Below are 22466 nucleotides of genomic sequence, written 5' to 3'. Positions count from 1 at the left end.
TCTTCGAGCCGGTGCACCAGGCCACCCACTTGTTGAGTCGACCCGCGCCCTCGCCCGCCGTCGCCTTGATGGCCGACTTGGAGGCGGTCTTGGTGAAGTCCTTGGCGAGCCCGGCCAGGCCCTGCGCCACGACGACCCAGGCAACGGAGAGGATGGAGCTCCACGCCGGATCGAGCGCCGACAGCAGGAACAGGCTCGCAATCTGCAGCAGCTGGCCGGTCATCATCATGCGCGGGATGCCGAAGCGCGTGGCCAGCCAGCCGCCGGCGAGATTGGCGACGATGCCGGCGAACTCATAGAGCAGGAACAGGAAGGCGAGCGTGAACGGCGAGTAGCCGAGCCCGAAGAAGTGCAGCAGCACGAGCATGCGCAGCGCGCCGTCGACCAGGGTGAAGCCCCAGTACGACGCGGTGACGATCAGATAGTCGCGCGCCTTCGTTCCCATCACGCGTCCGCGTCGATCACCATCCGGGCGAGATCGACCATGCGGCAGACATAGCCGACCTCGTTGTCGTACCAGGCATAGACCTTGAGCATCGTGCCGTCCGTGACCAGCGTCGAGAGCCCGTCGACGATGGCCGAGCGCGTGTCGCGCTGATAGTCGATCGAGACCAGCGGGCGCGGCTCGAAGCCGAGGATGCCGGCAAGCGGCCCGCGCGCCGCCGCCTCGAACAGGGCGTTGACCTCGGTGGCGGTCGTCGGCCGCTCCAGCTCGAAGACGCAGTCGGTCAAGGAGGCGTTGAGGACAGGCGCGCGCACCGCATGGCCGTCGAGCTTGCCCTTCAGTTCGGGATAGATCAGCGCGATCGCGGTGGCGCTGCCGGTCGTCGTCGGCTGCAGCGAGAGCATGGCCGAGCGGGCGCGGCGCAGATCCTTGTGGGGCGCATCGACCACGACATTGGTGTTGGTCGGGTCATGGATCGTGGTGATCTGGCCGTGCCGGACGCGCAGATTCTCGTGGACCACCTTCACCACCGGGGCGAGGCAGTTGGTGGTGCAGGAGGCGGCGGTGACGATCGGGTGCGCCGCAGGGTCGTAGAGATGCTCGTTGACGCCGACGACGACGTTGAGCACCGAGGCGTCCTTGACCGGGGCGGCGACGATGACGCGCTTGGCGCCGCGCTTCAGATGCCCCTCCAGTGTCGAAAGCGTCAGGAACTTCCCCGTGCATTCGAGCACGACATCGACGCCGAGATCGCCCCAGGGGATCTCGCCCGGATCGGCCGCCGCCGAAAAACCGAGCCGGCGCTCGCCGATCGTGACGGCGTCCTCGCCGACGCTCGCGATGCCGCCGCGCCAGCGGCCCTGCATGCTGTCGAATTCGAGCAGATGGGCGGTCGCTGCCGCGCCGCCCTTGAGTTCGTTGAGGTGGACGACATCGAGCCTGTTGCCGGCGCGCGGGTCGTCGCTTTGCCTGTCGGCCGCGCCCAGCGCCGCCCGCAGCGCCAACCGCCCGATGCGCCCCATGCCGTTGATGCCGACCCGCATGATCCCCGCTCCCTGCGCCACGGCTTGGAGCTGTCCATCACCCGGATGACGGCAACATGTCAATATGTCGGTTTACGTCGACATGTAATCTGTCGATGATCATGTCGTAATCCACCGACATGATGAGATGAAGATATGGAAACGTCCCCTCTCAAGGTTCTCTTCGTCTGCAAGGGCAACCATGCCCGGTCCATCATGGCAGAATCGATCATGCGCCGGCTTCCCGGCGGCACGTTCACCGTCTTCAGCGCCGGTTCGCAGCCCCGGCCGGAGATCAACCCCTTCGTGGTGCGGTTGCTGACCTCGCTGAACCACGACCTCACCGGCCTGGCGCCGAAGAGCTGGGACGACTTCGCCAGGCCAGGCGCGCCGGAGCTCGATTTCGTCTTCACCCTCTCGGAGACCGCCGCCAACGCGGTGCCGCCAGCCTGACCCGGCAATCCGATGACGGCCCTGTGGACGCTGCCGGACCCAGCCGCCTTCGAGGGCGACGATGCCCAGAAGGCGCTTGCCTTTGCCGACGCCTACCGCATGCTCAACAATCGCATCTCGATCTTCGCGAGCCTGCCGCTGGCGACCTTGCAGGGCATGGCGCTGCAGCATCGGCTCGACGCGATCGGCCAGGACAAGGGGCGCCACGAACCCGTCGGCGTCGCTGCAGCACCGAGGGAAGACGCCGCTTGACGCCCAGACGGCCCGATGCAGGACAGCCTGCGCCGAAGCTCGACACGATGGACGCTGTCGCCCTGCTGGGGGCGCTGGCGCAGCCGACGCGGCTCGAGATCGTCCGCCTGCTGATGCGCTATCGGCCACATGGGCTGGCGGCCGGCGATATCGGCCGGCTGCTTGCGGTCGCGCACAACACGCTGTCCTCGCATCTGGCGGCCCTCGAGCAGGTCGGACTGCTCGTCTCGCGGCGCGACGGCCGCCACATCATCTTTGCCGCCCAGACCGCGCGCGCCGATGCGCTGCAGGCCTTCCTGGCCGAGGCCTGCTGCACCGAAGGCCCGCTGCCCTGTACGGATGCGGCGCCCGCCTTTCCGGCGCGACGCGACCCCGTGGCGAGCGAGCGCCCCTTGCGCGTCCTGGTGGTCTGCACCGGCAATTCGGCCCGCTCCATCATGGCCGAGGCCGTGCTCAACCGCGAAGGTCTCGGGCGGATGCAGGCCTTCTCGGCGGGCTCGCGCCCGCAGGAGGCGCCGCATCCGCTGGCGCTGCGCCTCCTCGCCGATCTCGGCTACGACGTCTCGGGGATGCGGTCGAAATCCTGGGACGAGTTCCTGGGGCCGGACGCGCCGCCACTCGACCTCGTCGTCACGGTCTGCGACGACGCCAGCGAGAGCGCCTGCCCCGCCTTCCCCGGCGTGCCGCTGCGGGTGCATTGGGGGCTCGACGATCCGGCTGCCGCGACCGGACCGGACGAAGCCCGGCGGGCCGCCTTTCTGCAGAGTTACCGGGCCCTGGCGGCGCGGGTGTCCGCCTTCGTCAACCTGCCCTTCGAGCAGATGTCGTTGCGCGAGCTCGAACCGGTGCTCGCAGCCATCGGCCGGATGGACGGCGCGACGGCGAAGACGCTCGACCAGGCGGCTTGAGGCGGATCAGCCCAGGCGCCGGTCGCGGATGTCGAGGATGCGCTCGCAGACCGCCCGGTGTTCGGCCAGCAGGTCCTGAAGCGGCGTCAGCGGCCGAAAGGCCTGCGGATCGAGTTCCTCCTCGCCCTCTTCGGCCCAGTTCTCGATCGCCGCATCGGCCGCGGCGAGATGCTGCGGCGAGAGTTCCCCCTCGCCGCTTCCGCCCTGCTCCAGGGCGATGCGCTCGGCGATCCGCCGGCGCAGGCCCTGCTCGGCCGCGATGACCGGGTCGAGTTCGTCGGCATAGGCCATGGCGCGGCTACTGGATGACGCCGCGCTTGGTCAGCCCGTCGATGTCGCAACGGCAGGGCGCACCACGCGGCTGCGGCGGCGTCCGGCAGGTGCCACGCGAGGTGACGCAGAAGCTGCCGCCCCGGCCGCCCTCGCGATAGCGCGGCCGGTCGTCGTCATAGCGTGGGCCGCGGTCGTAGCCCCGGTCATAGCCGCGGTCGTAACCGCGGTCGCGCCGGTCATAGCCCCGATCATAATCCCGATCGTAGCCGCGATCGTAGGGCTGGGCCTGCTGCGGCCGCTGGCGCGGCGGCTGCGACTGAGGCTGCTGGTACTGGGGTGCGCCCTGGCCGGGCCGAATGGTCGCGAAGGGATCCTGATTGCCGACGATCTGGGCCCCAGCCGGCAGCGAGCCGAGCAGGACCGCAGCGGCGACCGTGAGCCGTGCGAGCTTGAAGAACGTCATGCCTCTCTCCTGGCTGCATCATCCGCCGCATCCGCGATGCGTGAAGACGCGTCGTGGGGGTGATAGCAACGTCCCGATGAATGGCGGCTGAAACACGGCGCCCTGCGTCGATCCGACCCGGCCCTCAGCGATCCTCGTCGCGCTCGCTCGGCGGCAGGCCGGTTTCGGCTTCATCGACCGGCTCTCCGGGAATGACATAGCTGCCCTTGAGCCAGCGGCCGAGATCGATATCGGCGCAGCGGGCCGAACAGAAGGGCTTGTAGCGCGCGACAGCCGGCTTCCCGCATTGGACGCAGGGCTTCAGCGGCTTCGCCTGCAGCGCGTCGGCCGCCGGCGGGGTGTTCTCGTTGTCAGCCATATTTGAGCGTGATCCCTCCATCGACGACCATTTCGAGGCCGGTGACATAGCGCGCCTCGTCGCTGGCGAGGAACAAGGCGGCATAGGCGACGTCCCAGGCCTCGCCCATATGGCCCATCGGAACCTGCGCGTCACGCGCCGCCCACATCGCCTCGACGTCGCCCTGGCCGTAGACCTCGGCGAGGCCGGCGGAGTGCTCGACCATCGGCGTCTTCATCAGGCCGGGCAGGATCGCGTTCACGCGGATCTTCTGCGGGGCGTATTGCACGGCGGTGGTGCGGGTGAGCTGGTTCAGCGCCGCCTTGGTGGCGGAATAGCTGGCATAAGGCACGCCGGTGTAGCGGATCGAGGCGATCGAGGAGATGTTGATGATCGAGCCGCCCTCGCCGCTCTCCTCGAACTGGCGCTGCATCACCGGGATGACATGCTTCATCGCCAAGAAGGCGCCGGTGAGATTGACCTTGAAGACGCGGTCCCAAACCTCCTCGGACAGTTCGACGACGCCGCCGACCTCGGCGATGCCGACATTGTTGTCAAGGATGTCGATGCGGCCATAGCGGCCGAGCGTGCGGCCGACGAGATCGGCCATCTGGTCGGCTTTCGTCACATCGGCCTCGACGGCGAAGGCCTGGCCGCCCTCGTTCTGGATGAAGGCCGCCGTCTCCTCGGCCGCATCGCGGTTGATGTCGGCGCAGATCACCTTGGCGCCCTCGCGGGCGAAGACCGTGGCGGTGGCCTTGCCATTACCCCAGCCGGGGCCGATCGAGCCTGCTCCGGCCACGATCGCGACCTTGCCCCTGAGACGTCCCGACATGCGTAGTCCTCCCTGGCGCGCAGCCCTTGTGAGGCCGGCTGCGTTCGCGGCGGGCAGGATCGGGGGTTCTGCGCTCAGGCGCAAGGCGGACGGACGACCTCGGCGCTCTTGCCAGAGGCGGCGGCAGGCGCTCTGATCCTACCGGAGCCCGCGCCCATGAACCTGCCTGCCGCCACCGCGCAGCCGGATGCAACGACCCGGACGACGCGCCAGAGGATCGGCCTGCTGGGGGCGACCGGGACGATCGGCCGTGCGACTGCCGACGCCCTGCTGCGGCGTGGCCACGACGTCGTCTGCCTGGTTCGGCCCCGTGCGAACGGCGCCGCCGCAGGGCCGGGGGCCGCGATCGCCGGCCTCCCCGAGGGCGTGACCATCCGCGCGGTGGATGTGTCCGATCCCGACGTACTGGCCCGCGACGGGTTCGCTGGGCAGCCGTTCGATGCGATCGTGTCCTGCATGGCCTCGCGCACGGGTGCGCCCGCAGACGCCTGGGCCATCGACCATCGCGCGCATCTGAACGTGCTCGACGCCGCCAGGCAGGTCGGCGTGCGCCATTTCGTGCTGCTCTCGGCGATCTGCGTGCAGAAGCCGCTGCTGGCCTTCCAGCAGGCGAAGCTCGCCTTCGAGACGGCGCTGATCGATTCAGGGCTGCGCTATTCGATCGTCCGGCCGACTGCCTTCTTCAAGTCGCTGTCGGGGCAGATCGAGCGTGTCCGCGCGGGCAAGCCCTTCCTGCTCTTCGGCGACGGGACCCTGACCGCCTGCAAGCCGATCAGCGATGGCGATCTCGCCGACTTCATCGCCCGCTGTCTCGACGAGACCAGCCGCTGGAACCGTATCCTGCCGATCGGCGGGCCGGGCGAGGCGGTTACGCCACGCCAGCAGGGCGAGGCCCTGTTTGCGCTGCTTCGCCGCCCGGCCCGCTTCCGCCAGGTCCCCGTCGCGCTGCTCGACGCCATCATCGCCGGCCTGAGCCTCGGCGGCGCCGTGGTGCCATCGCTGGCGGCCAAGGCCGAGTTGGCGCGGATCGGCCGCTATTACGCGACCGAATCCATGCTGGTGCTGGACCCGCAGACCGGCCGCTACGATGCGGCGGCGACGCCCTCGACCGGCAGCGAGACTCTGTTCGACTTCTACCGTGCCGTGCTGAGCGGAGCCGCCGCACCCGAGCGCGGCGACCACGCCGTGTTCTGACCCGGCGATCGAGTGTGGTCGCGGATCACCCCTGCCCCATCGACGGAGGTTACACCCGCAAGGCCCCGGCCCTCAGCCGTTGGCCGCACGAGGGACACGGCCGGCCATCGGCGCGTGATCATTGGCAGCCTGGGCGGAGACGAGGAAGCCCTCGACCAGGCTCTGCAGCGTATCGGTGACACGCTGCAGTTCGGCGGCGATACCGGCGCTCTGGTCCGCCATCGAGGAGTTGCGCTGGGTCATCTCGTCCATATGGGCGACGACCTTGGCGACCTCCTCGATCCCGCTGGCCTGTTCGCGCGACGCGCAGCTGATCTCGTCGAGCGCCGAGGACACGCTGGTCGAAGACGTCACGATCTCGGCCAAGGCGGATCCCGCCTGTTGGACCAGCCTGACGCCGTTGGTGACCTGCGTCGTCGAATTGTGGATCAGGCCCTTGATGTCGTTGGCCGATTCGCTCGACCGCTGGGCCAGCGTCCTGACTTCGGAAGCGACCACCGCGAAGCCCTTGCCGGCATCGCCGGCCCGCGCCGCCTCGACCGCCGCATTCAAGGCCAGAAGATTGGTCTGAAATGCGATGTCGTCGATGACGCGAACGATGTCGCTGATGTCGCGAGAGGCCTGCTCGATCCGCTCCATCGCAACGACCGCCTCGTTGACGATCGATCCGCCACGGTTGGCGACGTCGTTGGCTGCGGCTCCGAGGCTGGCTGCGTCCGAGGCCCGCTCGAAGCTCTGCTTGACCGAGGCGGAGAGTTCCTCCGTCGTCGCCGCAGTTTCCTCGAGAGAGGCGGCCTGTTCTTCGGTCCGCTGGGCCAGATCCTTGCTGGCGGAGCCGATCCGCCGCGATCCCGAATTGATCCGTGCCGAGAGTTCGCCCACTGACTGGATGACGCCGGTGAAGCTGTCGAGGAGCGCATTGATGCCGCCGCAGAGTTCCCCGATCTCACCGACCTTTCCGGCCAGTGGCACGCGCCGGGTCAGGTCTTTCGCCTGCGTCGCGGCGATCACCGCGCCGGTTTCCGCGACGGCCGCCTGCAAAGCGTCGGCCGCCAGTTTCGTGGCGGTGATGTCCGTGGCGTATTTGACCACCTTGTAGGGCTTGCCGAGGGCGTCCAGAATCGGATTGTAGCTCGCCTGGATCCAGACCTGCCGCCCGCCCTTGCCGATGCGGAGATACTGCCCCTCGTCATATTCGCCTCGGCCGAGCTTCTGCCAGAACCGCTTGTAGGCTTCGCCGCCCCGCTCCGACGGCTCGACGAACATCGCATGCTTCCGGCCACGGATTTCGCCGATGGCGTAACCGACGGCCTGCAGAAAGTTGTCATTGGCGTCGAGAATATTGCCGTCCAGATCGAACTCGATGACGGCCTGGGCCTTCCTGATCGCCGCGAGTTGGCCCTCGGCGTTCGAAACGGTCTCCTTGATGGCGGTGATGTCGGTGGCGTATTTGATGATCTTGAACGGATGCTTGCCATCGGTCCCGCAGATCGGCGTGTAGGTGGCCTGCAACCAGATCGTATTGCCGCCCTTGCCCAGACGGGCGAATTCAGCCTGGAAGGCCTTCCCAGACTTCAGATCGCGCCAGAACGTCCGGTAGGCCTCCGACTGGCGCTCCTCGGGAAGGACGAACATCGCGTGGTGCTTCCCCACGACCTCGGACCGCTCATAGCCGGTCGTCTGCAAGAATAGAGGGTTCGCCTCGAGGATGTTTCCGTCCAGATCGAACTCGATGACGGCTTGCCAACGTCGAATCGATGCAGCTTCCGCGGCAAGATTCGTTGACTTACGTTGTAAAAATTGCATTGCCGTCCCGCTCCATAACGCCCTCCCCCAGCGTTACGACTATGGTTTCGTAGCGTTACCAAATGGTTTCTTCGTCCTCCTAAAGTCGCTGGCTTTGGCGGCGTTGTTCAGTTGTGTCGCGGTGGATTCTCGACCGCTGCGTCAGGGGGCGGCACCGCGCACGGATGGTCGCGAGAAACGCGGCGCCATAGCCCGCTGGTCGGCGGCGGCCCGCATGGCCGGGCGCCGCCCGTCGGGCCGCGGCCTGACATGCGGTTTCCGCAAACGGTGCGACCGACCGCGCGCGCTCTGCGTGCCCTCGCCTCCGTGCGCCGAGCCGGCTGGCAGGCGCCTTAGCCGACGTTCATCCAGCCGAAGCGGATGGGGAAGCCTTCGCCACCCAGCAGATTCACCGTCTCGTGCAGGGGCAGGCCGACGACGGCGCTGTAGGACCCGACGAGCTTGACGACGAAGGAGCCAGCGATGCCCTGGATGGCATAGCCGCCGGCCTTGCCGCGCCATTCGCCCGAGGCGAGATAGGTCTCGATATCCTCGGTCGAGAGCCGCTTGAAGCGCAGCCGCGTCTCGACGACGCGCTCGCGGATCGCGCCGTTCGGCGTCACCAGCGCGACCGAGGTGTAGACCCGGTGGGCCCGCCCGGAGAGCAGGCGCAGGCAGGCGGCCGCCTCGTCGACGATCTCGGCCTTGGGCAGGATGCGGCGGCCCACCGCGACGACGGTGTCGGCGGCGACGATGTAGCAGCCTTCGAGATCCGAGCGGGCGGCGGCGCCGATGCGGGCGGCCTGGGCCTTCTCGCGGGCGAGACGGCGGGAGAGGTCGCGCGGGCGCTCGCCCTTGAGCGGGGTCTCGTCGAGATCGGCCGGCAGCAGCGCGTCCGGCTTGAGGCCGACCTGTTCGAGCAAAGCGAGCCGACGCGGCGAGGCCGAGGCCAGGACCAGCATCGGGCGCCAGCCGGTGTGTTTGGGAGAGGAAAAGAAGCTCAAGGGCGGACCGAGGGGTTCGGGCACGGCCGGGGCGCCGCGCTGGATCGACAAGCCTCTAGAGCATTTCGGCCGGCGGATAAATCGGCGGGAATGGCCCCGCGCCTGACGCGGGACTCTGCCCTCGAATGCGGCGCGTCATTCACTATGCGCATAATTGATGCAGCCTAACCGCGATTCCAGCCTTGCCCGCCGGAACGCGAACCGACAGATTGCCGAGCCGCGGGATCATCGACGCCACCCCACACGTTGTGTCGTCGGCGATCCGCCCTGCGACGTCCGGAGTTTTCCACCCCATGCCATCATCGAGCCGGAAGACGCGTCCCGCGATCGCTGCGGGAGGTGCGGCACAGGCGTTGGCCGTTCGGATGGCGACGCTGCAGGCCGATGCCGGCCTGACGATCGCAATGCGCCTGCCGATCCTGATGCGCGGTGCGCTCGGCGACAGCGGGGGCCAGCGCGAAGCCGCCAAGGCGGTGACGGAGAAGGTGACGGCCGTGATCGAGAGCGGCTTTGCGGCGACGCAGGCGAGCGCGCTGTTCTGGTGGGGCATGGCCTTCAGCCTGCCCGGCAGCGTCGACCTCGCGGACGCCGCGGCCAAGGTCGCGCATTCCACGCTCGAGCCCTTCTCCAAGCGCACCCGCGCCAATGCGGCGCGCCTCGGCGGGCGCAAGCGCCGGGGCTGAGGACGGCCTTCAGGCTGCCGGAGGCGCCGTCTCGGGCAGAGGCGCCGCCACGGTCGCCGCGGCCTGCTCGCGGTCGAGCTTACGGTAGCGGGCGGCACTCAGCGGGATCAAAGCGAGATAGGCGATCACGACCAGCGCCAGCATCTCGAAGGGATAGGCGAAGAGCAGCCCCGCCACGACGACCACTGCGACGAAAATCGGCAGCACCTTGTCGCGTGGAATGCGCGTGCCGAGCGTCTTGCCGGCATAGCAGGGGATGCGCGAAATCGTCAGGAAGGCGATGAAGAGGATGTAGAGGCCGACCGGAACCGCGCCGTAATCCTGCACCGGCACGCCGATGAAATGCAGGTAGAGCGGCAGCATCGCCGTGATCGCGCCGGCCGGGGCCGGCATGCCGACGAAGAAGTTCTTCTGCCATTCCGGCCGGTTGGGATCGTCGATCATGACGTTGAAGCGCGCCAGCCTGAGCGCCATGGCGCAGGCCAGCGTCAGCACGATGATCCAGCCGAAGGATCTCAGATCGTGCAGCACGAAGATCCACAGCACATAGCCGGTGGCGACGCCGAAATTGACGAAATCCGAGAGCGAATCGAGTTCGGCCCCGAAGCGCGAGGTGCCCTTGAGCATCCGCGCCAGCCGGCCATCGACACCGTCGAGCGCAGCGGCGATGAGGATGCAGACCGTCGCCGTCTCGAGCTTGCCCTCGACGACGAGGCGCATCGCCGTCAGCCCCAGGCAGAGCGCCAGCAGGGTGATGACGTTGGGCGCGATCAGCCGGAACGGGATCGGCTTGAAGCGGGCGCGCTTCGATTCGGCGCGCTCGGGCTCGAAGGGGGGAAACAGGTCGCTCATGCCAGCCGGGATACGCGGTTTTGGCGGCGGAGGCTAGGCGGGTCTAACCTTCTCCCCTCGCGGGAGAAGGTGGCTCGGCGAAGCCGAGACGGATGAGGGGGCGCAGTGACGTGTCAGGTCCCGCGATACAACGCGTTCCCGGAGAGGGCACTGCGCCCCCTCATCCGGCGCTACGCGCCACCTTCTCCCGCGAGGGGAGAAGGTGAGCCCGTCAAATACCCCTGAACAGCCGCACCGCCGGCTCGCTGCCGGCGAAGTCGGCCAGCACCGTCTCGCCGGCGAAGGCGGTCTGCCCCTCGCCGACCAGCGGCACGACGCCGAGCGGCAGATAGACGTCGACGCGCGAGCCGAAGCGGATCAGGCCGAAGCGCTCGCCGGTGCCGATGACCTCGCCCTCCTTGACGAAGGGCACGATGCGGCGCGCGATCAGGCCGGCGATCTGGACGACGCCGACGATGCCATGGGCGGTCTCGATCGCCAGCGCGTTGCGCTCATTGTCGTCGCTCGCCTTGTCGAGTTCGGCGTTGAGGAACAGGCCCGGCGTATAGGCCATCTTGACGATGCGGCCCGGCACGGGGGCGCGGTTCACATGGCAGTCGAAGACGTTCATGAAGATCGAGATGCGCGTCATCGGCTCGGCCGGGAGGTTGAGCTCGGGCGGCGGCAGGGCCGAGGCGACCTGGCTGACTCGGCCATCGGCCGGCGAGATCACCAGCCCCTCGCGCTGCGGCGTGATGCGGATCGGATCGCGGAAGAAATAGCAGATCCAGAGCGTGATGATCGCGCCGATCCAGCCGAAGGGCGACCAGAGATTGGCGAGCACGATCGTCGCGACGAGCGCGATGGCGATGAAGACGTAACCCTCCTTGTGGATGGGCACGATCACCTTGCGGACGGAATCGACGAGCGACATGGGTTTTGAGTTCCGTGATGCGGAGCGCGCGGCCGTCGCGCCTCCCGATGCGGTCTGCGGCGGAACGGGCCGCCGTGTCTGGGCGCTGTTTAGGGGGTTCGGCGCGCGCAGGGAAGAGCGTCATCGCCGCGCCCCATTCGCCGACCACCTTCCGCGCCGAACAGGAGCGATGCCTTGACCACACTCGATGCCCTCGCCGCGACGGTGCCTGACGGCCTGGTGGAGAGCCGCCGCCCGGCGCTCTCCGTCATCGCCTCGCTGCTGCGCAACCCGCTCCAGGCGATGCCCCCGGAGGTCTATCGCGAGCGGCTGGTGCTGGCGAAGACCGGCGGGCGGGCGAGCCTTTATGTCTGCGACCCCGCGCTGATCCAGGAGGCGCTGACTCGTCAGGCCGGCCGGCTCGGCAAGGGGGACCTCATCCGCAAGGTGCTCGGCCCCGCCATCGGCGAGGGGCTGCTGACCGCCGACGGAGGGCATTGGCGCTGGCAGCGGCAGGCCGTCGCGTCGGGCTTCCAGCATGAGAAGCTGCTCGGCTTCCTGCCGGCGATGATCGAGGCGGCGGAAGCGACGCGCGGGCGCTGGCAGGCGGCCTCCGCACCGCTCGACATCGGCCATGAGATGATGCGCACCACCTTCGACATCATCATCGAGACGATGCTGTCGGGCGCGCAGGCGCTCGATGTCGGCAAGGTCGAGCAGGCGATTTCGGATTATCTCGAGCCGTCGAATTTCATGTTCATCTACCACCTGTTCGGCCTGCCGGGCTGGCTGCCCTATCCCGGCCGGGCGAAGGCGCGCGCCTCGGTCGCCTATCTGCGCGAGAATCTGCGGGCGCTGGTGGCGCAGCGCCGGGCCGAGCCGCCGGAGAACGGCGATCTGCTCGACATGCTGCTGGCGAGCGCCGACCCCGAGACTGGCCGGGCGATGAGCGACGAGGAGATCGTCGACAATTTGCTGACCTTCGTCACCGCCGGGCATGAGACGACCGCGCTCGGCCTCGCCTGGACCTTCCACCTGCTGGCGCAGAACCGCGACTGGGAAGCCCGCGTGCTCGAGGAGATCACGGCCGTCACCGGCGCCGGGCCGCTGCAGCCGCGCCATGTGGCTTCGCTGCCGCTGACCAAGGCGGTGTTCCAGGAGGCGATGCGGCTCTTTCCCCCCGCTCCGGTGATCACGCGCGAAGTCGAGGAGCCTTTCACGCTGGGCGGGGTCGCGCTGAAGCAGGGTTGGGTGCTGTATGTCCCTATCCAGGCGGTGCACCGCCACGAAAAACTGTGGGACCGGCCCGAGCAGTTCGATCCGTCGCGCTTTCTCGGCGATGCCGGGCGAGGACGCCATCGCTACGCCTATCTGCCCTTCGGCGCCGGGCCGCGGATCTGCATCGGCAGCGCCTTTGCCACCATGGAGGCGGTCGCGATCCTGGCCGTGCTGCTGCCGGCGCTGCGGCTCGAGCCGTTGCCTGGCCAGGCGCCGGAGCCGACGCTGAAGATCACGTTGCGGCCCAAGCACCCGTTGCGGATGCGGGCGAGCGCGCGCGGCTGAGACCGCTTACGCGGCGGGGCGGTAGGTGGTGAAGCGCCTTGCCGCCAGCCAGGTCAGGCCGAGGAAGGCCGCGAGCAGGATGGCCTCGGCAATGGCGAAGGGCGGCTCGGACCCGGTCGGAGCCAGCGCCCGCAGCGCCGGCACCTTCTGGAAGAGCTGCGCCACCAGCACGAAGAGCAGCAAATAGAAGCTCAGCATCGCGGTGACGGCATAGATGCCGCGCCAGCGGCCCACCAGCATGCGGGCATAGAGCGCAAAGCCCGCCACCACGACCAGCACGAGCGAGATCGCGCCGATGATGTGCGAGGGCAGCACACCGTTGAAGGGGAAGCCGAATCCGGTCGCGCTGGTGGCGAAGGCGGTGGAGAGGAAAATGCCCGTCCAGCGCGGGCTGACATGGCCGCGCAGCAGCCCGGCCGCGACCGGGAAACCGGCGACGATGGCGATGAGGCTGAGCCAGGTGTGGAAGCCGACGAAACTCAGGGGATTGAACATCGCATCGCCTCGCCGAATGGGGCGCCGGTATCGGCTCGCCGCAGGATGCAGGAAGCGGGCCGCCGAGGCCAGCGCTCGGCCTCAGGGCGCGAGCGTCACGCGCACGCTGGGTTCCTCCTCCGCGCTGGCGCGCTGGAGCGTGGCCTTGGCCTCGTCGACTTGGCGCTGGCGGTTCCAGAGCGAGGCATAGATGCCGTCGGCCGCCAGCAGCGTGGCGTGGTTGCCGCGCTCGGCGATCAGGCCCTTGTCGAGCACGATGATCTCGTCGGCATTGATCACGGTCGAGAGCCGGTGGGCGATGACCAGCGTGGTGCGGCCGCGGCTGACGAGATCGAGCGCATCCTGGATTTCCTTCTCGGTAAAGGAATCCAGCGCCGAGGTCGCCTCGTCCAGCACCAGCACGGGCGGCCCCTTCAGGATGGTGCGGGCGATGGCGACGCGCTGCTTCTCGCCGCCTGACAGCTTCAGGCCACGCTCGCCGACCGAGGTGGCGTAGCCCTCGGGAAGAGACTTGATGAAGCGATCGATCTGGGCGAGGCGCGCGGCCTCCTCGATCTCGGCCTCCGACGCGTCGGGGCGTCCATATTCGATGTTGTAGCGGATCGTGTCGTTGAACAGCACCGTGTCCTGCGGGACCATGCCGATCGCGGCGCGCAGGGACACCTGCTGGACGTCGGCGATGGGCTGGCCGTCGATCAGGATACGGCCCTTCTGCGGCTCGTAGAAGCGGAAGAGCAGACGTGAGATCGTCGATTTGCCGGCGCCGGAGGGGCCGACGATGGCGATGGTCTTGCCCGCCGGCACGGTGAAGGAGATGCCCTTCAGGATCGGCCGCTCGGGGATATAGGCGAAGTGGACATCCTCGAAGACGACCTCCCCGGCCGGCACGACGAGCGGCTTCGCGCCCGGCTTGTCCTGAATCTCCGGGTCCTTGCCGATGAGGGAGAACATCTGCTCGATGTCGAGCGTCGCCTGCTTGATCTCGCGATAGACGGTGCCCATGAAATTCAGCGGCTGGTAGAGCTGGATCAGCATGGCATTGATCAGCACGAAATCGCCGACCGTCAGCGTGCCCGCGCGGAAGCCCTGTACGGCCATGACCATCGAGATCGTGAGGCCGGCCGCGAAGATCGCGGCCTGGCCGAAGTTCAGCCAGGCGAGCGAGGTGTAGGCCTTGATCGAGTTGCGCTCATAGCGCGCCATGGAGACGTCGTAGCGGGCGGTCTCGCGCGCCTCGGCGCCGAAATACTTCACCGTCTCGTAGTTCAGGAGCGAATCGATCGCCTTCGAATTGGCGTCGGTGTCGGACTCGTTCATCTGCGTGCGGATGGCGATGCGCCACTCCGTCGCCTTGATGGTGTAGGCCATGTAGGTGGTCACCATCACGACGAGCACGACGACATAGAGCCAGTTGAAGATCGTCAGCAGCACGGCGATGATCAGCACGAGTTCGATCGTCACCGGCACGAGCTGGTTGAGGCCAAGCCGCACCATCTCCTCGATGCCGTTGCGGCCCCGCTCCAGGACGCGTGTCAGCCCGCCTGTCTTGCGCTCGAGATGGAAGCGCAGCGAGAGCTGGTGCAGATGACCGAAGGTCTGCAGCGCCAGCGTGCGCACCGCATGCATGAAGACCGGGGCGAAGAGCGCGTCGCGCGCCTGGATGAAGGCGGCCGAGCCGACGCGGGCGAGGCCGTAGATCACCGTCAGGGCCAGCGGCGCCCCGACGAGCCAGGGCAGCCAGTCGCCGAGCGTCGACGGTGTCGCGGCGAGCGCATCCGTCGCCCATTTGAAGGTGAAGGGCACGCCCATCAGCACGACGCGGCCGAGCACCAGCAGCACGAAGGCCAGCACCACCCGGCGGCGCAGATCGGCGCGGTCAGCCGGCCAGAGATAGGGCCAGAGCGCGCGGAAGGTGGCGGCGAAGCCCGAGCCGGGCTGGAGCACGGCGGAACGCGCGAAGGTCGGCGCCGGGGGCGGCGCGGCAGGCGGTGACATCTTGGGACGATTCCAGGTTGGAGCGCCGATATAGGCCCATTCGGTGGCGATTGCATGGGGCAGGAGAACAACATTCTCCAACCTTTCGCCGCCTTGCTTCCGTCCCAAGGCGGGTGTCAGATCGACCAGCGCCACGAGCGCGTCATTGGGGACGAAACACCATGACGATCCACCGACTTGTCCTTGCGGGTCTGCTCGCCCTTCCCGCCGGCCTCCTGCCCGCGACGTTGCCCGCCGCTGCGCAGAGCGCCAAGCCGCCGGCCCAGATCACCGTCACCAACATGCGCTCCGTGCCGCTGACGCTGTTCGAGATCGCGACCGGCGGCGACCAGCCCCGCCTCGTCGGCAAGATCGCCAAGCCGCTGGCGCCGGGCAAAAGTGCTGCCGTGAAGCTGAACAAGCCGGCCGGTTGCAGCTATTTCGTGCTGGCGCGCTTCGACGACGCCGTCGAGAGCGACGCCGAGGACATGAATCTCTGCAGGGACAAGGTCATCCGCCTGACGGAGTGAGGGGGCAGCGGCCACCATCCTCGCCGTCATCCCGGACAAGCGGCTGAAGGCCGCGCCGATCCGGGGTCCATTCCGGAGCCTCTCCGGTTGGCGCTCCGGATGGATCCCGGGTCTCCGCTTCGCTGCGCCCGGGATGACGGCGCGGATATGATGGACGACCGTGGTAGCTACCCCGTCGCGCCGGACCGCATCAGCTTGTAGGTGATCGAGTCGACCAGCGCCTGGAAGGAGGCGTCGATGATGTTGGCGCTGACGCCCACCGTGGTCCAGCGCTCGCCGGTCTCATCGGCCGACTCGATCAGGACGCGGGTGACGGCGTCCGTGCCGCCCTGGAAGATGCGGACCTTGTAGTCGACGAGGCGGAGCCCTGCGATCAGCGACTGATAGCGGCCGAGATCCTTGCGCAGCGCGACGTCGAGCGCGTTGACCGGGCCGGCCGCGCCCTCGGCGGCCGAGATCAGCACCTCGTCGCCGACTTTCACCTTCACGATCGCCTCCGAGAAGGTGACGAGATCGCCGAGCGCATTGTAGCGGCGCTCGACATTGACCTTGAAACGCTCGACCTCGAAATAGGCCGGCACCTCGCCCATGATCCGCTTGGCGAGCAGGTAGAAGGAGGCATCGGCGCCCTCGAAGGCGTAGCCCTGCGCTTCCTTCTCCTTGACCTCCTCCAGCACGCGGCCGAGCCGGGGATCGTCGCGGCCGAGCGTCACGCCGATGCGCTCCAGCTCGGCTGCGAGGTTCGACTTGCCGCCCTGGTCCGAGATCAGCACCTTGCGGCGGTTGCCGACGGCTTCCGGCGGCACATGCTCATAGGTGCGCGGGTCCTTCAGCACGGCCGAGGCGTGGATGCCGGCCTTGGTGGCAAAGGCCGAGGCGCCGACGAAGGGGGCATGCCGGTTAGGCGCGCGGTTCAGCATCTCGTCGAGCGCGCGCGAGACCTGGCTGAGTTCGCCGAGCTGCTTCTCGTCGATGCCCAGCGCGAAGCGCTCGCGATAGCGCTCTTTCAGCTTCAGCGCGCCGATCAGCGTCACCAGATTGGCGTTGCCGCAGCGCTCGCCCAGCCCGTTCAGCGTGCCCTGGATCTGGCGCGCGCCGGCCTCGATCGCGGCCAGCGAATTGGCGACGGCACAGCCGCAATCGTCATGGGCGTGGATGCCGAGATGGTCTCCCGGCACGGTTTTCGCGACTTCGGCGACGATGGCACCGATCTCGTCGGGCAGCGTGCCGCCATTGGTGTCGCAGAGCACGACCCAGCGGGCGCCGGCCTCATAGGCCGTGCGGGCGCAGGCGAGCGCGTAATCGGGATTGGCCTTGTAGCCGTCAAAAAAGTGCTCGCAATCGAGCATGACCTCGCGGCCGGCGGCCTTCGCCGCCTCGACGCTTTCGCGGATGCCGGCGAGGTTGTCCTCGAGCGGAATCTCCAGCGCGACATGGACATGGTAGTCCCAGCTCTTGGCGACGAAGACGATGGCGTCCGCCTTCGCTTCGAGCAGCGCGGCGATTCCGGGATCGTTGGCGGCCGAGCGCCCGGCCCGCTTGGTCATGCCGAAGGCGGCGAACCTGGCGTGTTTCGTCGGCTTCTGCGCAAAGAAGGCGGTGTCTAGCGGGTTGGCGCCGGGATAGCCACCCTCGACATAGTCGATGCCGAGCCGGTCGAGCAGGCCCGCCACCGCGCGCTTGTCGTCCAGCGAAAAATCGACGCCGGTCGTCTGCGCGCCGTCGCGCAAAGTCGTGTCGAAGAGATGGATGCGCTGCGCGGTCACGGCTTGCGCCGCAGCTTGAAGCGCAGCACGCGCGGCACCACCATCGCCAGCATGACGAGCTTGATGGCGACGGAGAGCGAGCCGGCGGGGCGGATTTTCGGGGTCATGGGTTTTCGTCCAGAGAAGTCGGGAGCCGCCGGAGATCGACGGGCGTTTGGGGATCGATTTCGCCGATCATGGCCGGCTTCAAGTCGTAGATCGCGGCGACCGCCTCCAGCGCGGCCGGCGCATCGAGATTGATCCCCCAGGACGCGACCGTCCGCACAAAGGCGCGCGTCGTCATTAGCGTGACCGGATAATCGACCTCGAGAAACAGGTTCGGGACCTTGCGGTCCTCATAGAGCACGATCGCGGAGGCGGGGCTGTCGGGCCGCCAGAGATCGACGAACTCACGCAGCGCCAGTTCGCCGGAGTTGCGCAGGCCGGATTTGAGACGCGCCTCCTCCTCCGGCGTGCGGGCGCGGCCCTTCAGGGCCGCGATGCCCTCGCCGACGATGGTCGGGACGCGCAGCAGTGCCTCGCCTTCGCTGGCGATCCACTGCCGGATCTCCGTTGCGAAGGGCTTGGAGCCGTCACCGACGAGTTCGTCCTCGACGCGATCGACGAGCACGATGTGGCGGTTGAGCCGGGGCAGCATCGACAACAGGCCCGCCGCCGCCAGACGCAGGATCGGGCCGGCATCGGCGATGATGATCGGTTCGCGGGAGGCGAGCGTCATCATGGGAAGGGCTCTTCGGAGGTTTGCGCGAAGCTGCGCAACGGCCTCTTTGCAGGCTCAAATTTCAGATCGGCCCAAAGGGTATCGACGACTTCATCAGGCCTTTGCAGGATGTCGGCATTCCAGAACCGGCGCATCCGAAAGCCTTGTGCAACAATCCATGCATCGCGCTCGGCGTCATAAGCGTTCTCGGCATGCTGTCCGCCGTCGGCCTCGATGACGAGGCGGCGTTCAAGACAGATGAGGTCGACAATATATCGCCCGATCGCGAACTGCCTGCGAAACTTGAACCCGCTGAAGCGCCGGTCGCGTGTCAGATACCAAAGCTTGCGCTCGGCCTCGGTCGGTTCCTTGCGCATGGCGCGAGCACGCCCCTTCAGAGTCTGCGCAAACGCCGTCGCGTGCTCCCCTTCTCCCCTCGCGGGAGAAGGTGGCTGCGAAGCAGACGGATGAGGGGGCGCCGTAACGTTTCCGGGTAGCCCATTGGCAGCCGCAGCATCGCCACCGACACGGCGCCCCCTCACCCCCACCCTCTCCCGCGAGGGGAGAGGGGGCAGGTCGCGGTTCATCGCTTCACCTCCCAGGTCGTGGTCGGCTCGCCGGTGGCGGGGTCCTTGCCGTCCTTGAGGGCGATGCCCATGGCGGCGAGCTCGTCGCGGATGCGGTCGGATTCAGCGAAGTTCTTGGCGCGGCGGGCGTCGAGGCGGGCGGTGATGAGGCGGTCAATCTCGTCGGAGGCGACGCTGGCTTCGGCTTGCTTGCCCGCGACCCAATCCGACGGGGTTTGCTGAAGCAGACCAAGCAAACGCGCCGCGGCGAGGACTGCGGAAGCGGACTTGGGATTGCGAATGTTCCAGCCGAGCTTTTGCCCAGCGCGCATTGCGCCCGCTCTGTTCGAACTGAACAGACCATGTAGCGCCGACATCGAGTCAGCGACGTTCAGGTCGTCAAGAAGCGGCTCGACCACTGACGCTATTGGGACAGCCGTCGGATCGATTTCCACTCCATCAAGCCAACCGTACCAGCGATCGAGTGTCTTCTCCGCCTCCTCCAGCGCCTTCACCGTCCAGTCGATCGGCTGGCGGTAATGCGTTTTCAGCATCGCGAGACGCAGCACCTCGCCGGGCCATTTGCGCCCGCCAAACCTCTCCGTCTCCAGCAGCTCATTGATCGTGACAAAGTTGCCTAGCGATTTCGACATCTTCTCGCCCTCGACCTGCAGGAAGCCGTTGTGCATCCAGTAGTTGGCCATGCGGCCGCTGCCGTCCGCGCCGCCGAAGGCGCAGCAGCTCTGGGCGATCTCGTTCTCGTGGTGCGGGAAGACGAGGTCGATGCCGCCGCCATGGATGTCGAAGACGTTCCTGGCGGGATCGTCGCAGGCAAGCCCGCCGCCGAAGGGCTCGAGCAGCTTGGCCATCGACATGGCCGAGCATTCGATGTGCCAGCCCGGCCGGCCGGGCCGCGTGATGCCCTCGGGCGCAGCGTTCGGCCAGTTCCAGCCGGGATCGATGCCCTCGCGGCTCGGCTTCCAGAGCACGAAATCCATCGGATCTCTTTTGTACGGAGCGACATCGACCCGCGCTCCCGCGATCATCTCGTCGAGCGGGCGGCGGGCGAGCGCGCCATATTTCGGCGCGGCGCGCAGATGCGCCACGGCCGGGACATGGAACAGCACATGCTCCTCGGCGACATAGGCCACGCCGCGCGCGATCAGGCGGTGGATGATCGCCTGCATCTCACCGATATGGTCGGTGGCTCGGGGCTCCTCGTCGGGCGGCAGGCAGCCGAGCGCGGCGATGTCGGCATGGAACTGCGCGGTGGTGCTCTCGGTGACCTTCGCGATTGCCTCGTTCAGCGGCAGGCCTGGGAAGTCGCGGGCGGCGCGGGCGTTGATCTTGTCGTCGACGTCGGTGAGGTTGCGGGCATAGGTCACCCGCGTCTCGCCCTTGCCGCCGTCCCATGCGCCCTGCTTCGCCAGGTGCCTCAGCAGCCGGTAGAGCACGTCGAAGACGATGACCGGTCGGGCATTGCCGATATGGGCGTAGTCATAGACCGTCGGCCCGCAGACATACATCCGGACATTGTCGGGATCGACGGGGACGAAGTCTTCCTTCGTCCGGGTCAGCGTGTTGTAGAGCCTGAGAGTCGGCATCGGGGTGGTGATCCTGGCGAACGGCGAATGCGTGACGGCGGGCGATCCTGGCCGCTGGCCGGGGCGCTGTTGCGTCTTTACCGTTTCAGGATGAGGACGTGAGCAGCCGGCCAGCGAAAGCTAGCGGCAAATCATGCAGATAATGTTGAGGGCCCGCGTCATCGCGACAGGCTTGCCTTCGCGCGCGCTTTCCGTCAAGAGGGCGCCCCGCTTTTGCCGCGGCCGAGCCCGATGCGGGCCGTTTTATTCAAATCTTAACCGATCGGAACCATCCTCGTGAGTCGAGGGTTGAGCGCCCGTCGTCCGAACGAGGAAACCACACCCATGCGTCGCGCCGTTGCCCTGGTCGGCCTGTTCGGGATCGTCGGAGCCGGGCTGTCCCTGTCGGTGCTGCCGACGACGCGCACCAACGCGGCGCCGAGCGAACAGCGCACCTTCCTGATCCCGGCCGGAGACGGCTACGGCGTTGCCGACTGCATCTCCAGCAAGTCGGAATGCGGCAAGATCGTCGCGGACGCCTGGTGCGAGGCGCAAGGCTTCGCCAGCGCAAGCTCCTTCGGCCTGGCCTCGCGCGAGGACTTCACCGGCTCGCTGTCGAAGACGAAGGCCACGCCCGCCCGCGCTCCCGAGCAGCCGCTGGTCATCACCTGCGGCGGCTGAGGCCTGTCAGCCGGCCTTCGTGATCAGCCCGCCTTGCGCATCGCGTCGACATAGGCCTTCAGCACGTTCTGCATCCGGGTTAGGTGGCCCTTGCCGCCCTGCTTGAAGTAGTCGAACACGTCCGCATCGATCTTGAGATGGACGGAGGTCGTGCCCTTCGGCTCGACGATCTGGGCATTGGCCCAGAAATCGGGGCCGAGGCTGGGGCCTTCAGGCGCATCGGGATTATGGTAGAGTTCGCCGCGCCGATCCATTTCCCTGATCTCATCGAGCGATGCTCGCCTGATATCGCTGCCGCTCATGCCGGCCTCCCTTCCACGCGGTGATGAGACGGATGCCCTCATCCCGGCGTGTGTAGATCAAAATGAAACAATCCTCGCCAACCATGCCGATCGCCCGGTAGCGCAGCTCTCCATAATCTTGCCGCGCATCGACAGATGTGAGGACATAGCCCTCGAAAATTCGGGCAGCCTTGAGGATATCGACGCCCCGGCTGGAGATGATCTGCTGTCGCTTGGCCTCATCCCACTCGAACTCCATGGGCGACCCCAGCCCGCAACGTCACTCGATCATACAAAACAATGTACATCTCGCAACGCCGATCAGGCATGCGGTTTCACTTGATCCACTCGCTGCATTTCGCAGGCTCGCCGACGCCGCCCCAAGGCATGATCGGGACGGTCGAAGTCGAGTTCTGCGGCGAACCCTCGATCAACTTGTCGGAATAGGCCATATAGATCAGAACGTTGCGCTTGACGTCGCAGCCGCGGACGATCTGCATCTTCTTCCAGATCAGGGAGCGGCGCTCGCGGAAGACGACATCGCCCTGCTCGGACTTTTCCTTGAACTTGATCGGCCCGATCTGGCGGCAGGCGAGCGAGATCTCGGAGACCTCCTCGGCGACACCGAACATGCCGGCGACACCGCCCTTTTCAGGCACGGTGTAGTGGCAGGCCACGCCCTCGACGAGCGGATCGTCGACGCCGTAGACCGCGAGCTTGTGGTCCGGCGTCAGCATCTTCCAGACGGTGGACTTCTTGAAGATCAGGTCTTCCTGCGCGGCGGCCGGCGTCGCCAGGGCTGCGAGGCCGAGGGTCCCTGCGACCAAAGCGGCGACAATGGCTTTCATGGCGGCGTCTCTCCCGGGGCCGAGTGCCCCGCGACAGATATGGTTGCCGTGCAGCGCGCGCGCCAGAGCCCGAGCCGGCTC

The 22466-nt window shown here is 67.5% G+C and carries 27 protein-coding genes; 8 read left to right on the top strand and 19 right to left on the bottom strand.

The window, feature by feature from the left end:
• Positions 1–445: MFS transporter (locus Q8M82_RS00490; RefSeq protein ID WP_465248062.1), on the bottom strand; the 445-nt coding region annotated here is incomplete at its 3' end.
• On the bottom strand, positions 445–1488 hold the full coding sequence (locus Q8M82_RS00485) for an ArsJ-associated glyceraldehyde-3-phosphate dehydrogenase (protein ID WP_305689432.1): 1044 nt from the start codon (positions 1486–1488) through the stop codon (positions 445–447). The genes Q8M82_RS00490 and Q8M82_RS00485, both read right to left, overlap by 1 nt.
• A gap of 135 nt (positions 1489–1623) precedes the next feature.
• Here Q8M82_RS00485 and Q8M82_RS23400 point away from each other — a divergent pair, with 135 nt between their 5' ends.
• The 3 genes from Q8M82_RS23400 to Q8M82_RS00475 are packed head-to-tail and all read left to right on the top strand — an operon-like array spanning position 1624 to position 3080.
• Positions 1624–1920: an arsenate reductase/protein-tyrosine-phosphatase family protein gene (locus tag Q8M82_RS23400; RefSeq protein WP_371126193.1), complete on the top strand. Its 297-nt coding sequence runs from the start codon at positions 1624–1626 to the stop codon at positions 1918–1920.
• 12 nt (positions 1921–1932) lie between these two features.
• Entirely contained in the window at positions 1933–2172 is a 240-nt protein-coding gene (locus Q8M82_RS23395; RefSeq protein ID WP_371126192.1) for a low molecular weight phosphatase family protein, read from the top strand.
• Between the two features lie 47 nt (positions 2173–2219).
• A complete protein-coding gene (locus Q8M82_RS00475; RefSeq protein ID WP_305689431.1) occupies positions 2220–3080 on the top strand; it encodes an arsenate reductase/protein-tyrosine-phosphatase family protein in 861 nt (286 codons plus the stop codon).
• 6 nt (positions 3081–3086) lie between these two features.
• Here the strand turns inward: Q8M82_RS00475 and Q8M82_RS00470 are convergent, their stop codons facing one another.
• From Q8M82_RS00470 to Q8M82_RS00455, 4 genes are all read right to left on the bottom strand, one after another.
• Positions 3087–3371, bottom strand: coding sequence for a hypothetical protein (locus Q8M82_RS00470; RefSeq protein ID WP_305689430.1), 285 nt, complete (start codon positions 3369–3371; stop codon positions 3087–3089).
• A gap of 7 nt (positions 3372–3378) precedes the next feature.
• Positions 3379–3816 (bottom strand): hypothetical protein, encoded by a 438-nt coding sequence (locus Q8M82_RS00465; protein ID WP_305689429.1) that lies wholly within the window; start codon positions 3814–3816, stop codon positions 3379–3381.
• A gap of 124 nt (positions 3817–3940) precedes the next feature.
• Positions 3941–4174, bottom strand: a complete 234-nt coding sequence (gene yacG / locus Q8M82_RS00460) for a DNA gyrase inhibitor YacG (protein ID WP_305689428.1) — start codon at positions 4172–4174, stop codon at positions 3941–3943.
• The gene (locus tag Q8M82_RS00455; RefSeq protein WP_305689427.1) at positions 4167–4988 is read right to left on the bottom strand and encodes an SDR family NAD(P)-dependent oxidoreductase; all 822 of its coding nucleotides are present in this window, start codon (positions 4986–4988) and stop codon (positions 4167–4169) included. The genes yacG and Q8M82_RS00455 overlap by 8 nt, the downstream gene beginning before the upstream one ends.
• Before the next feature lie 222 nt (positions 4989–5210).
• On the opposite strand from Q8M82_RS00455, the gene Q8M82_RS00450 reads away from it, so the two are divergent.
• Positions 5211–6182 carry an NAD(P)H-binding protein gene (locus tag Q8M82_RS00450; protein ID WP_305689435.1) on the top strand — a complete coding sequence of 324 codons (972 nt, stop codon included), beginning with the start codon at positions 5211–5213 and terminating at the stop codon, positions 6180–6182.
• A 72-nt stretch (positions 6183–6254) separates the two neighbouring features.
• Here the strand turns inward: Q8M82_RS00450 and Q8M82_RS00445 are convergent, their stop codons facing one another.
• Together Q8M82_RS00445 and Q8M82_RS00440 are read right to left on the bottom strand one after the other, a co-directional pair.
• Positions 6255–7988: a methyl-accepting chemotaxis protein gene (locus tag Q8M82_RS00445; RefSeq protein WP_305689426.1), complete on the bottom strand. Its 1734-nt coding sequence runs from the start codon at positions 7986–7988 to the stop codon at positions 6255–6257.
• Positions 7989–8320: 332 nt separating this feature from the next.
• The gene (locus Q8M82_RS00440) at positions 8321–8929 is read right to left on the bottom strand and encodes a Maf-like protein (RefSeq protein WP_305689425.1); all 609 of its coding nucleotides are present in this window, start codon (positions 8927–8929) and stop codon (positions 8321–8323) included.
• Between the two features lie 407 nt (positions 8930–9336).
• On the opposite strand from Q8M82_RS00440, the gene Q8M82_RS00435 reads away from it, so the two are divergent.
• Positions 9337–9654, top strand: a complete 318-nt coding sequence (locus Q8M82_RS00435) for a hypothetical protein (RefSeq protein WP_305689424.1) — start codon at positions 9337–9339, stop codon at positions 9652–9654.
• A gap of 9 nt (positions 9655–9663) precedes the next feature.
• On the opposite strand, the gene Q8M82_RS00430 is transcribed toward Q8M82_RS00435, so the two are convergent.
• Together Q8M82_RS00430 and Q8M82_RS00425 are read right to left on the bottom strand one after the other, a co-directional pair.
• Positions 9664–10506, bottom strand: a complete 843-nt coding sequence (locus tag Q8M82_RS00430; protein WP_305689423.1) for a CDP-alcohol phosphatidyltransferase family protein — start codon at positions 10504–10506, stop codon at positions 9664–9666.
• Between the two features lie 211 nt (positions 10507–10717).
• On the bottom strand, positions 10718–11530 hold the full coding sequence (locus Q8M82_RS00425) for a phosphatidylserine decarboxylase (protein WP_305689434.1): 813 nt from the start codon (positions 11528–11530) through the stop codon (positions 10718–10720).
• 63 nt (positions 11531–11593) lie between these two features.
• Here Q8M82_RS00425 and Q8M82_RS00420 point away from each other — a divergent pair, with 63 nt between their 5' ends.
• The gene (locus Q8M82_RS00420; protein ID WP_305689422.1) at positions 11594–12961 is read left to right on the top strand and encodes a cytochrome P450; all 1368 of its coding nucleotides are present in this window, start codon (positions 11594–11596) and stop codon (positions 12959–12961) included.
• Between the two features lie 6 nt (positions 12962–12967).
• Here the strand turns inward: Q8M82_RS00420 and Q8M82_RS00415 are convergent, their stop codons facing one another.
• Positions 12968–13456, bottom strand: a complete 489-nt coding sequence (locus Q8M82_RS00415; RefSeq protein ID WP_305689421.1) for a hypothetical protein — start codon at positions 13454–13456, stop codon at positions 12968–12970.
• Positions 13457–13537: 81 nt separating this feature from the next.
• The gene (locus tag Q8M82_RS00410; RefSeq protein ID WP_305689420.1) at positions 13538–15451 is read right to left on the bottom strand and encodes an ABCB family ABC transporter ATP-binding protein/permease; all 1914 of its coding nucleotides are present in this window, start codon (positions 15449–15451) and stop codon (positions 13538–13540) included.
• 161 nt (positions 15452–15612) lie between these two features.
• Here Q8M82_RS00410 and Q8M82_RS00405 point away from each other — a divergent pair, with 161 nt between their 5' ends.
• Positions 15613–15960, top strand: a complete 348-nt coding sequence (locus Q8M82_RS00405; protein ID WP_305689419.1) for a hypothetical protein — start codon at positions 15613–15615, stop codon at positions 15958–15960.
• A 167-nt stretch (positions 15961–16127) separates the two neighbouring features.
• Here the strand turns inward: Q8M82_RS00405 and cimA are convergent, their stop codons facing one another.
• From cimA to cysS, 4 genes are all read right to left on the bottom strand, one after another.
• A complete protein-coding gene (cimA, locus tag Q8M82_RS00400; RefSeq protein WP_305689418.1) occupies positions 16128–17726 on the bottom strand; it encodes a citramalate synthase in 1599 nt (532 codons plus the stop codon).
• 103 nt (positions 17727–17829) lie between these two features.
• On the bottom strand, positions 17830–18447 hold the full coding sequence (locus Q8M82_RS00395; RefSeq protein ID WP_305689417.1) for a hypothetical protein: 618 nt from the start codon (positions 18445–18447) through the stop codon (positions 17830–17832).
• Positions 18444–18824 carry an endonuclease domain-containing protein gene (locus Q8M82_RS00390; RefSeq protein ID WP_305689433.1) on the bottom strand — a complete coding sequence of 127 codons (381 nt, stop codon included), beginning with the start codon at positions 18822–18824 and terminating at the stop codon, positions 18444–18446. Before Q8M82_RS00390 ends, Q8M82_RS00395 begins: the two co-directional genes overlap by 4 nt.
• Before the next feature lie 185 nt (positions 18825–19009).
• Entirely contained in the window at positions 19010–20596 is a 1587-nt protein-coding gene (gene cysS / locus Q8M82_RS00385) for a cysteine--tRNA ligase (protein WP_305689416.1), read from the bottom strand.
• Positions 20597–20920: 324 nt separating this feature from the next.
• Between cysS and Q8M82_RS00380 the strand changes: the two genes are divergently transcribed.
• Positions 20921–21256, top strand: coding sequence for a hypothetical protein (locus tag Q8M82_RS00380; protein ID WP_305689415.1), 336 nt, complete (start codon positions 20921–20923; stop codon positions 21254–21256).
• Between the two features lie 23 nt (positions 21257–21279).
• Here the strand turns inward: Q8M82_RS00380 and Q8M82_RS00375 are convergent, their stop codons facing one another.
• From Q8M82_RS00375 to Q8M82_RS00365, 3 genes are all read right to left on the bottom strand, one after another.
• Positions 21280–21558, bottom strand: coding sequence for a BrnA antitoxin family protein (locus tag Q8M82_RS00375; protein ID WP_305689414.1), 279 nt, complete (start codon positions 21556–21558; stop codon positions 21280–21282).
• A complete protein-coding gene (locus Q8M82_RS00370; protein ID WP_305689413.1) occupies positions 21521–21796 on the bottom strand; it encodes a BrnT family toxin in 276 nt (91 codons plus the stop codon). Before Q8M82_RS00370 ends, Q8M82_RS00375 begins: the two co-directional genes overlap by 38 nt.
• A gap of 76 nt (positions 21797–21872) precedes the next feature.
• Positions 21873–22385 carry a CreA family protein gene (locus tag Q8M82_RS00365; RefSeq protein WP_305689412.1) on the bottom strand — a complete coding sequence of 171 codons (513 nt, stop codon included), beginning with the start codon at positions 22383–22385 and terminating at the stop codon, positions 21873–21875.
• Between the last annotated feature and the right edge of the window lie 81 nt (positions 22386–22466).

This window comes from Allobosea sp. (genome assembly GCF_030694325.1).
Taxonomy (GTDB): domain Bacteria; phylum Pseudomonadota; class Alphaproteobacteria; order Rhizobiales; family Beijerinckiaceae; genus Allobosea.
Note: the sequence above shows the minus strand (reverse complement) of the source record. Positions and strands in the feature narration are given on the sequence as shown.

Bases quoted from the DNA above. Each gene is read 5' to 3' on its own strand.
- Q8M82_RS00485 (WP_305689432.1), bottom strand. From the start codon at position 1,488: ATGCGGGTCGGCATCAACGGCATGGGGCGCATCGGGCGGTTGGCGCTG.
- Q8M82_RS23400 (WP_371126193.1), top strand. From the start codon at position 1,624: ATGGAAACGTCCCCTCTCAAGGTTCTCTTCGTCTGCAAGGGCAACCAT.
- Q8M82_RS23395 (WP_371126192.1), top strand. From the start codon at position 1,933: ATGACGGCCCTGTGGACGCTGCCGGACCCAGCCGCCTTCGAGGGCGAC.
- Q8M82_RS00475 (WP_305689431.1), top strand. From the start codon at position 2,220: ATGGACGCTGTCGCCCTGCTGGGGGCGCTGGCGCAGCCGACGCGGCTC.
- Q8M82_RS00470 (WP_305689430.1), bottom strand. From the start codon at position 3,371: ATGGCCTATGCCGACGAACTCGACCCGGTCATCGCGGCCGAGCAGGGC.
- Q8M82_RS00465 (WP_305689429.1), bottom strand. From the start codon at position 3,816: ATGACGTTCTTCAAGCTCGCACGGCTCACGGTCGCCGCTGCGGTCCTG.
- yacG (WP_305689428.1), bottom strand. From the start codon at position 4,174: ATGGCTGACAACGAGAACACCCCGCCGGCGGCCGACGCGCTGCAGGCG.
- Q8M82_RS00455 (WP_305689427.1), bottom strand. From the start codon at position 4,988: ATGTCGGGACGTCTCAGGGGCAAGGTCGCGATCGTGGCCGGAGCAGGC.
- Q8M82_RS00445 (WP_305689426.1), bottom strand. From the start codon at position 7,988: ATGCAATTTTTACAACGTAAGTCAACGAATCTTGCCGCGGAAGCTGCA.
- Q8M82_RS00440 (WP_305689425.1), bottom strand. From the start codon at position 8,929: ATGCTGGTCCTGGCCTCGGCCTCGCCGCGTCGGCTCGCTTTGCTCGAA.
- Q8M82_RS00435 (WP_305689424.1), top strand. From the start codon at position 9,337: ATGGCGACGCTGCAGGCCGATGCCGGCCTGACGATCGCAATGCGCCTG.
- Q8M82_RS00430 (WP_305689423.1), bottom strand. From the start codon at position 10,506: ATGAGCGACCTGTTTCCCCCCTTCGAGCCCGAGCGCGCCGAATCGAAG.
- Q8M82_RS00415 (WP_305689421.1), bottom strand. From the start codon at position 13,456: ATGTTCAATCCCCTGAGTTTCGTCGGCTTCCACACCTGGCTCAGCCTC.
- Q8M82_RS00410 (WP_305689420.1), bottom strand. From the start codon at position 15,451: ATGTCACCGCCTGCCGCGCCGCCCCCGGCGCCGACCTTCGCGCGTTCC.
- Q8M82_RS00405 (WP_305689419.1), top strand. From the start codon at position 15,613: ATGACGATCCACCGACTTGTCCTTGCGGGTCTGCTCGCCCTTCCCGCC.
- Q8M82_RS00395 (WP_305689417.1), bottom strand. From the start codon at position 18,447: ATGATGACGCTCGCCTCCCGCGAACCGATCATCATCGCCGATGCCGGC.
- cysS (WP_305689416.1), bottom strand. From the start codon at position 20,596: ATGCCGACTCTCAGGCTCTACAACACGCTGACCCGGACGAAGGAAGAC.
- Q8M82_RS00380 (WP_305689415.1), top strand. From the start codon at position 20,921: ATGCGTCGCGCCGTTGCCCTGGTCGGCCTGTTCGGGATCGTCGGAGCC.
- Q8M82_RS00375 (WP_305689414.1), bottom strand. From the start codon at position 21,558: ATGAGCGGCAGCGATATCAGGCGAGCATCGCTCGATGAGATCAGGGAA.
- Q8M82_RS00370 (WP_305689413.1), bottom strand. From the start codon at position 21,796: ATGGAGTTCGAGTGGGATGAGGCCAAGCGACAGCAGATCATCTCCAGC.
- Q8M82_RS00365 (WP_305689412.1), bottom strand. From the start codon at position 22,385: ATGAAAGCCATTGTCGCCGCTTTGGTCGCAGGGACCCTCGGCCTCGCA.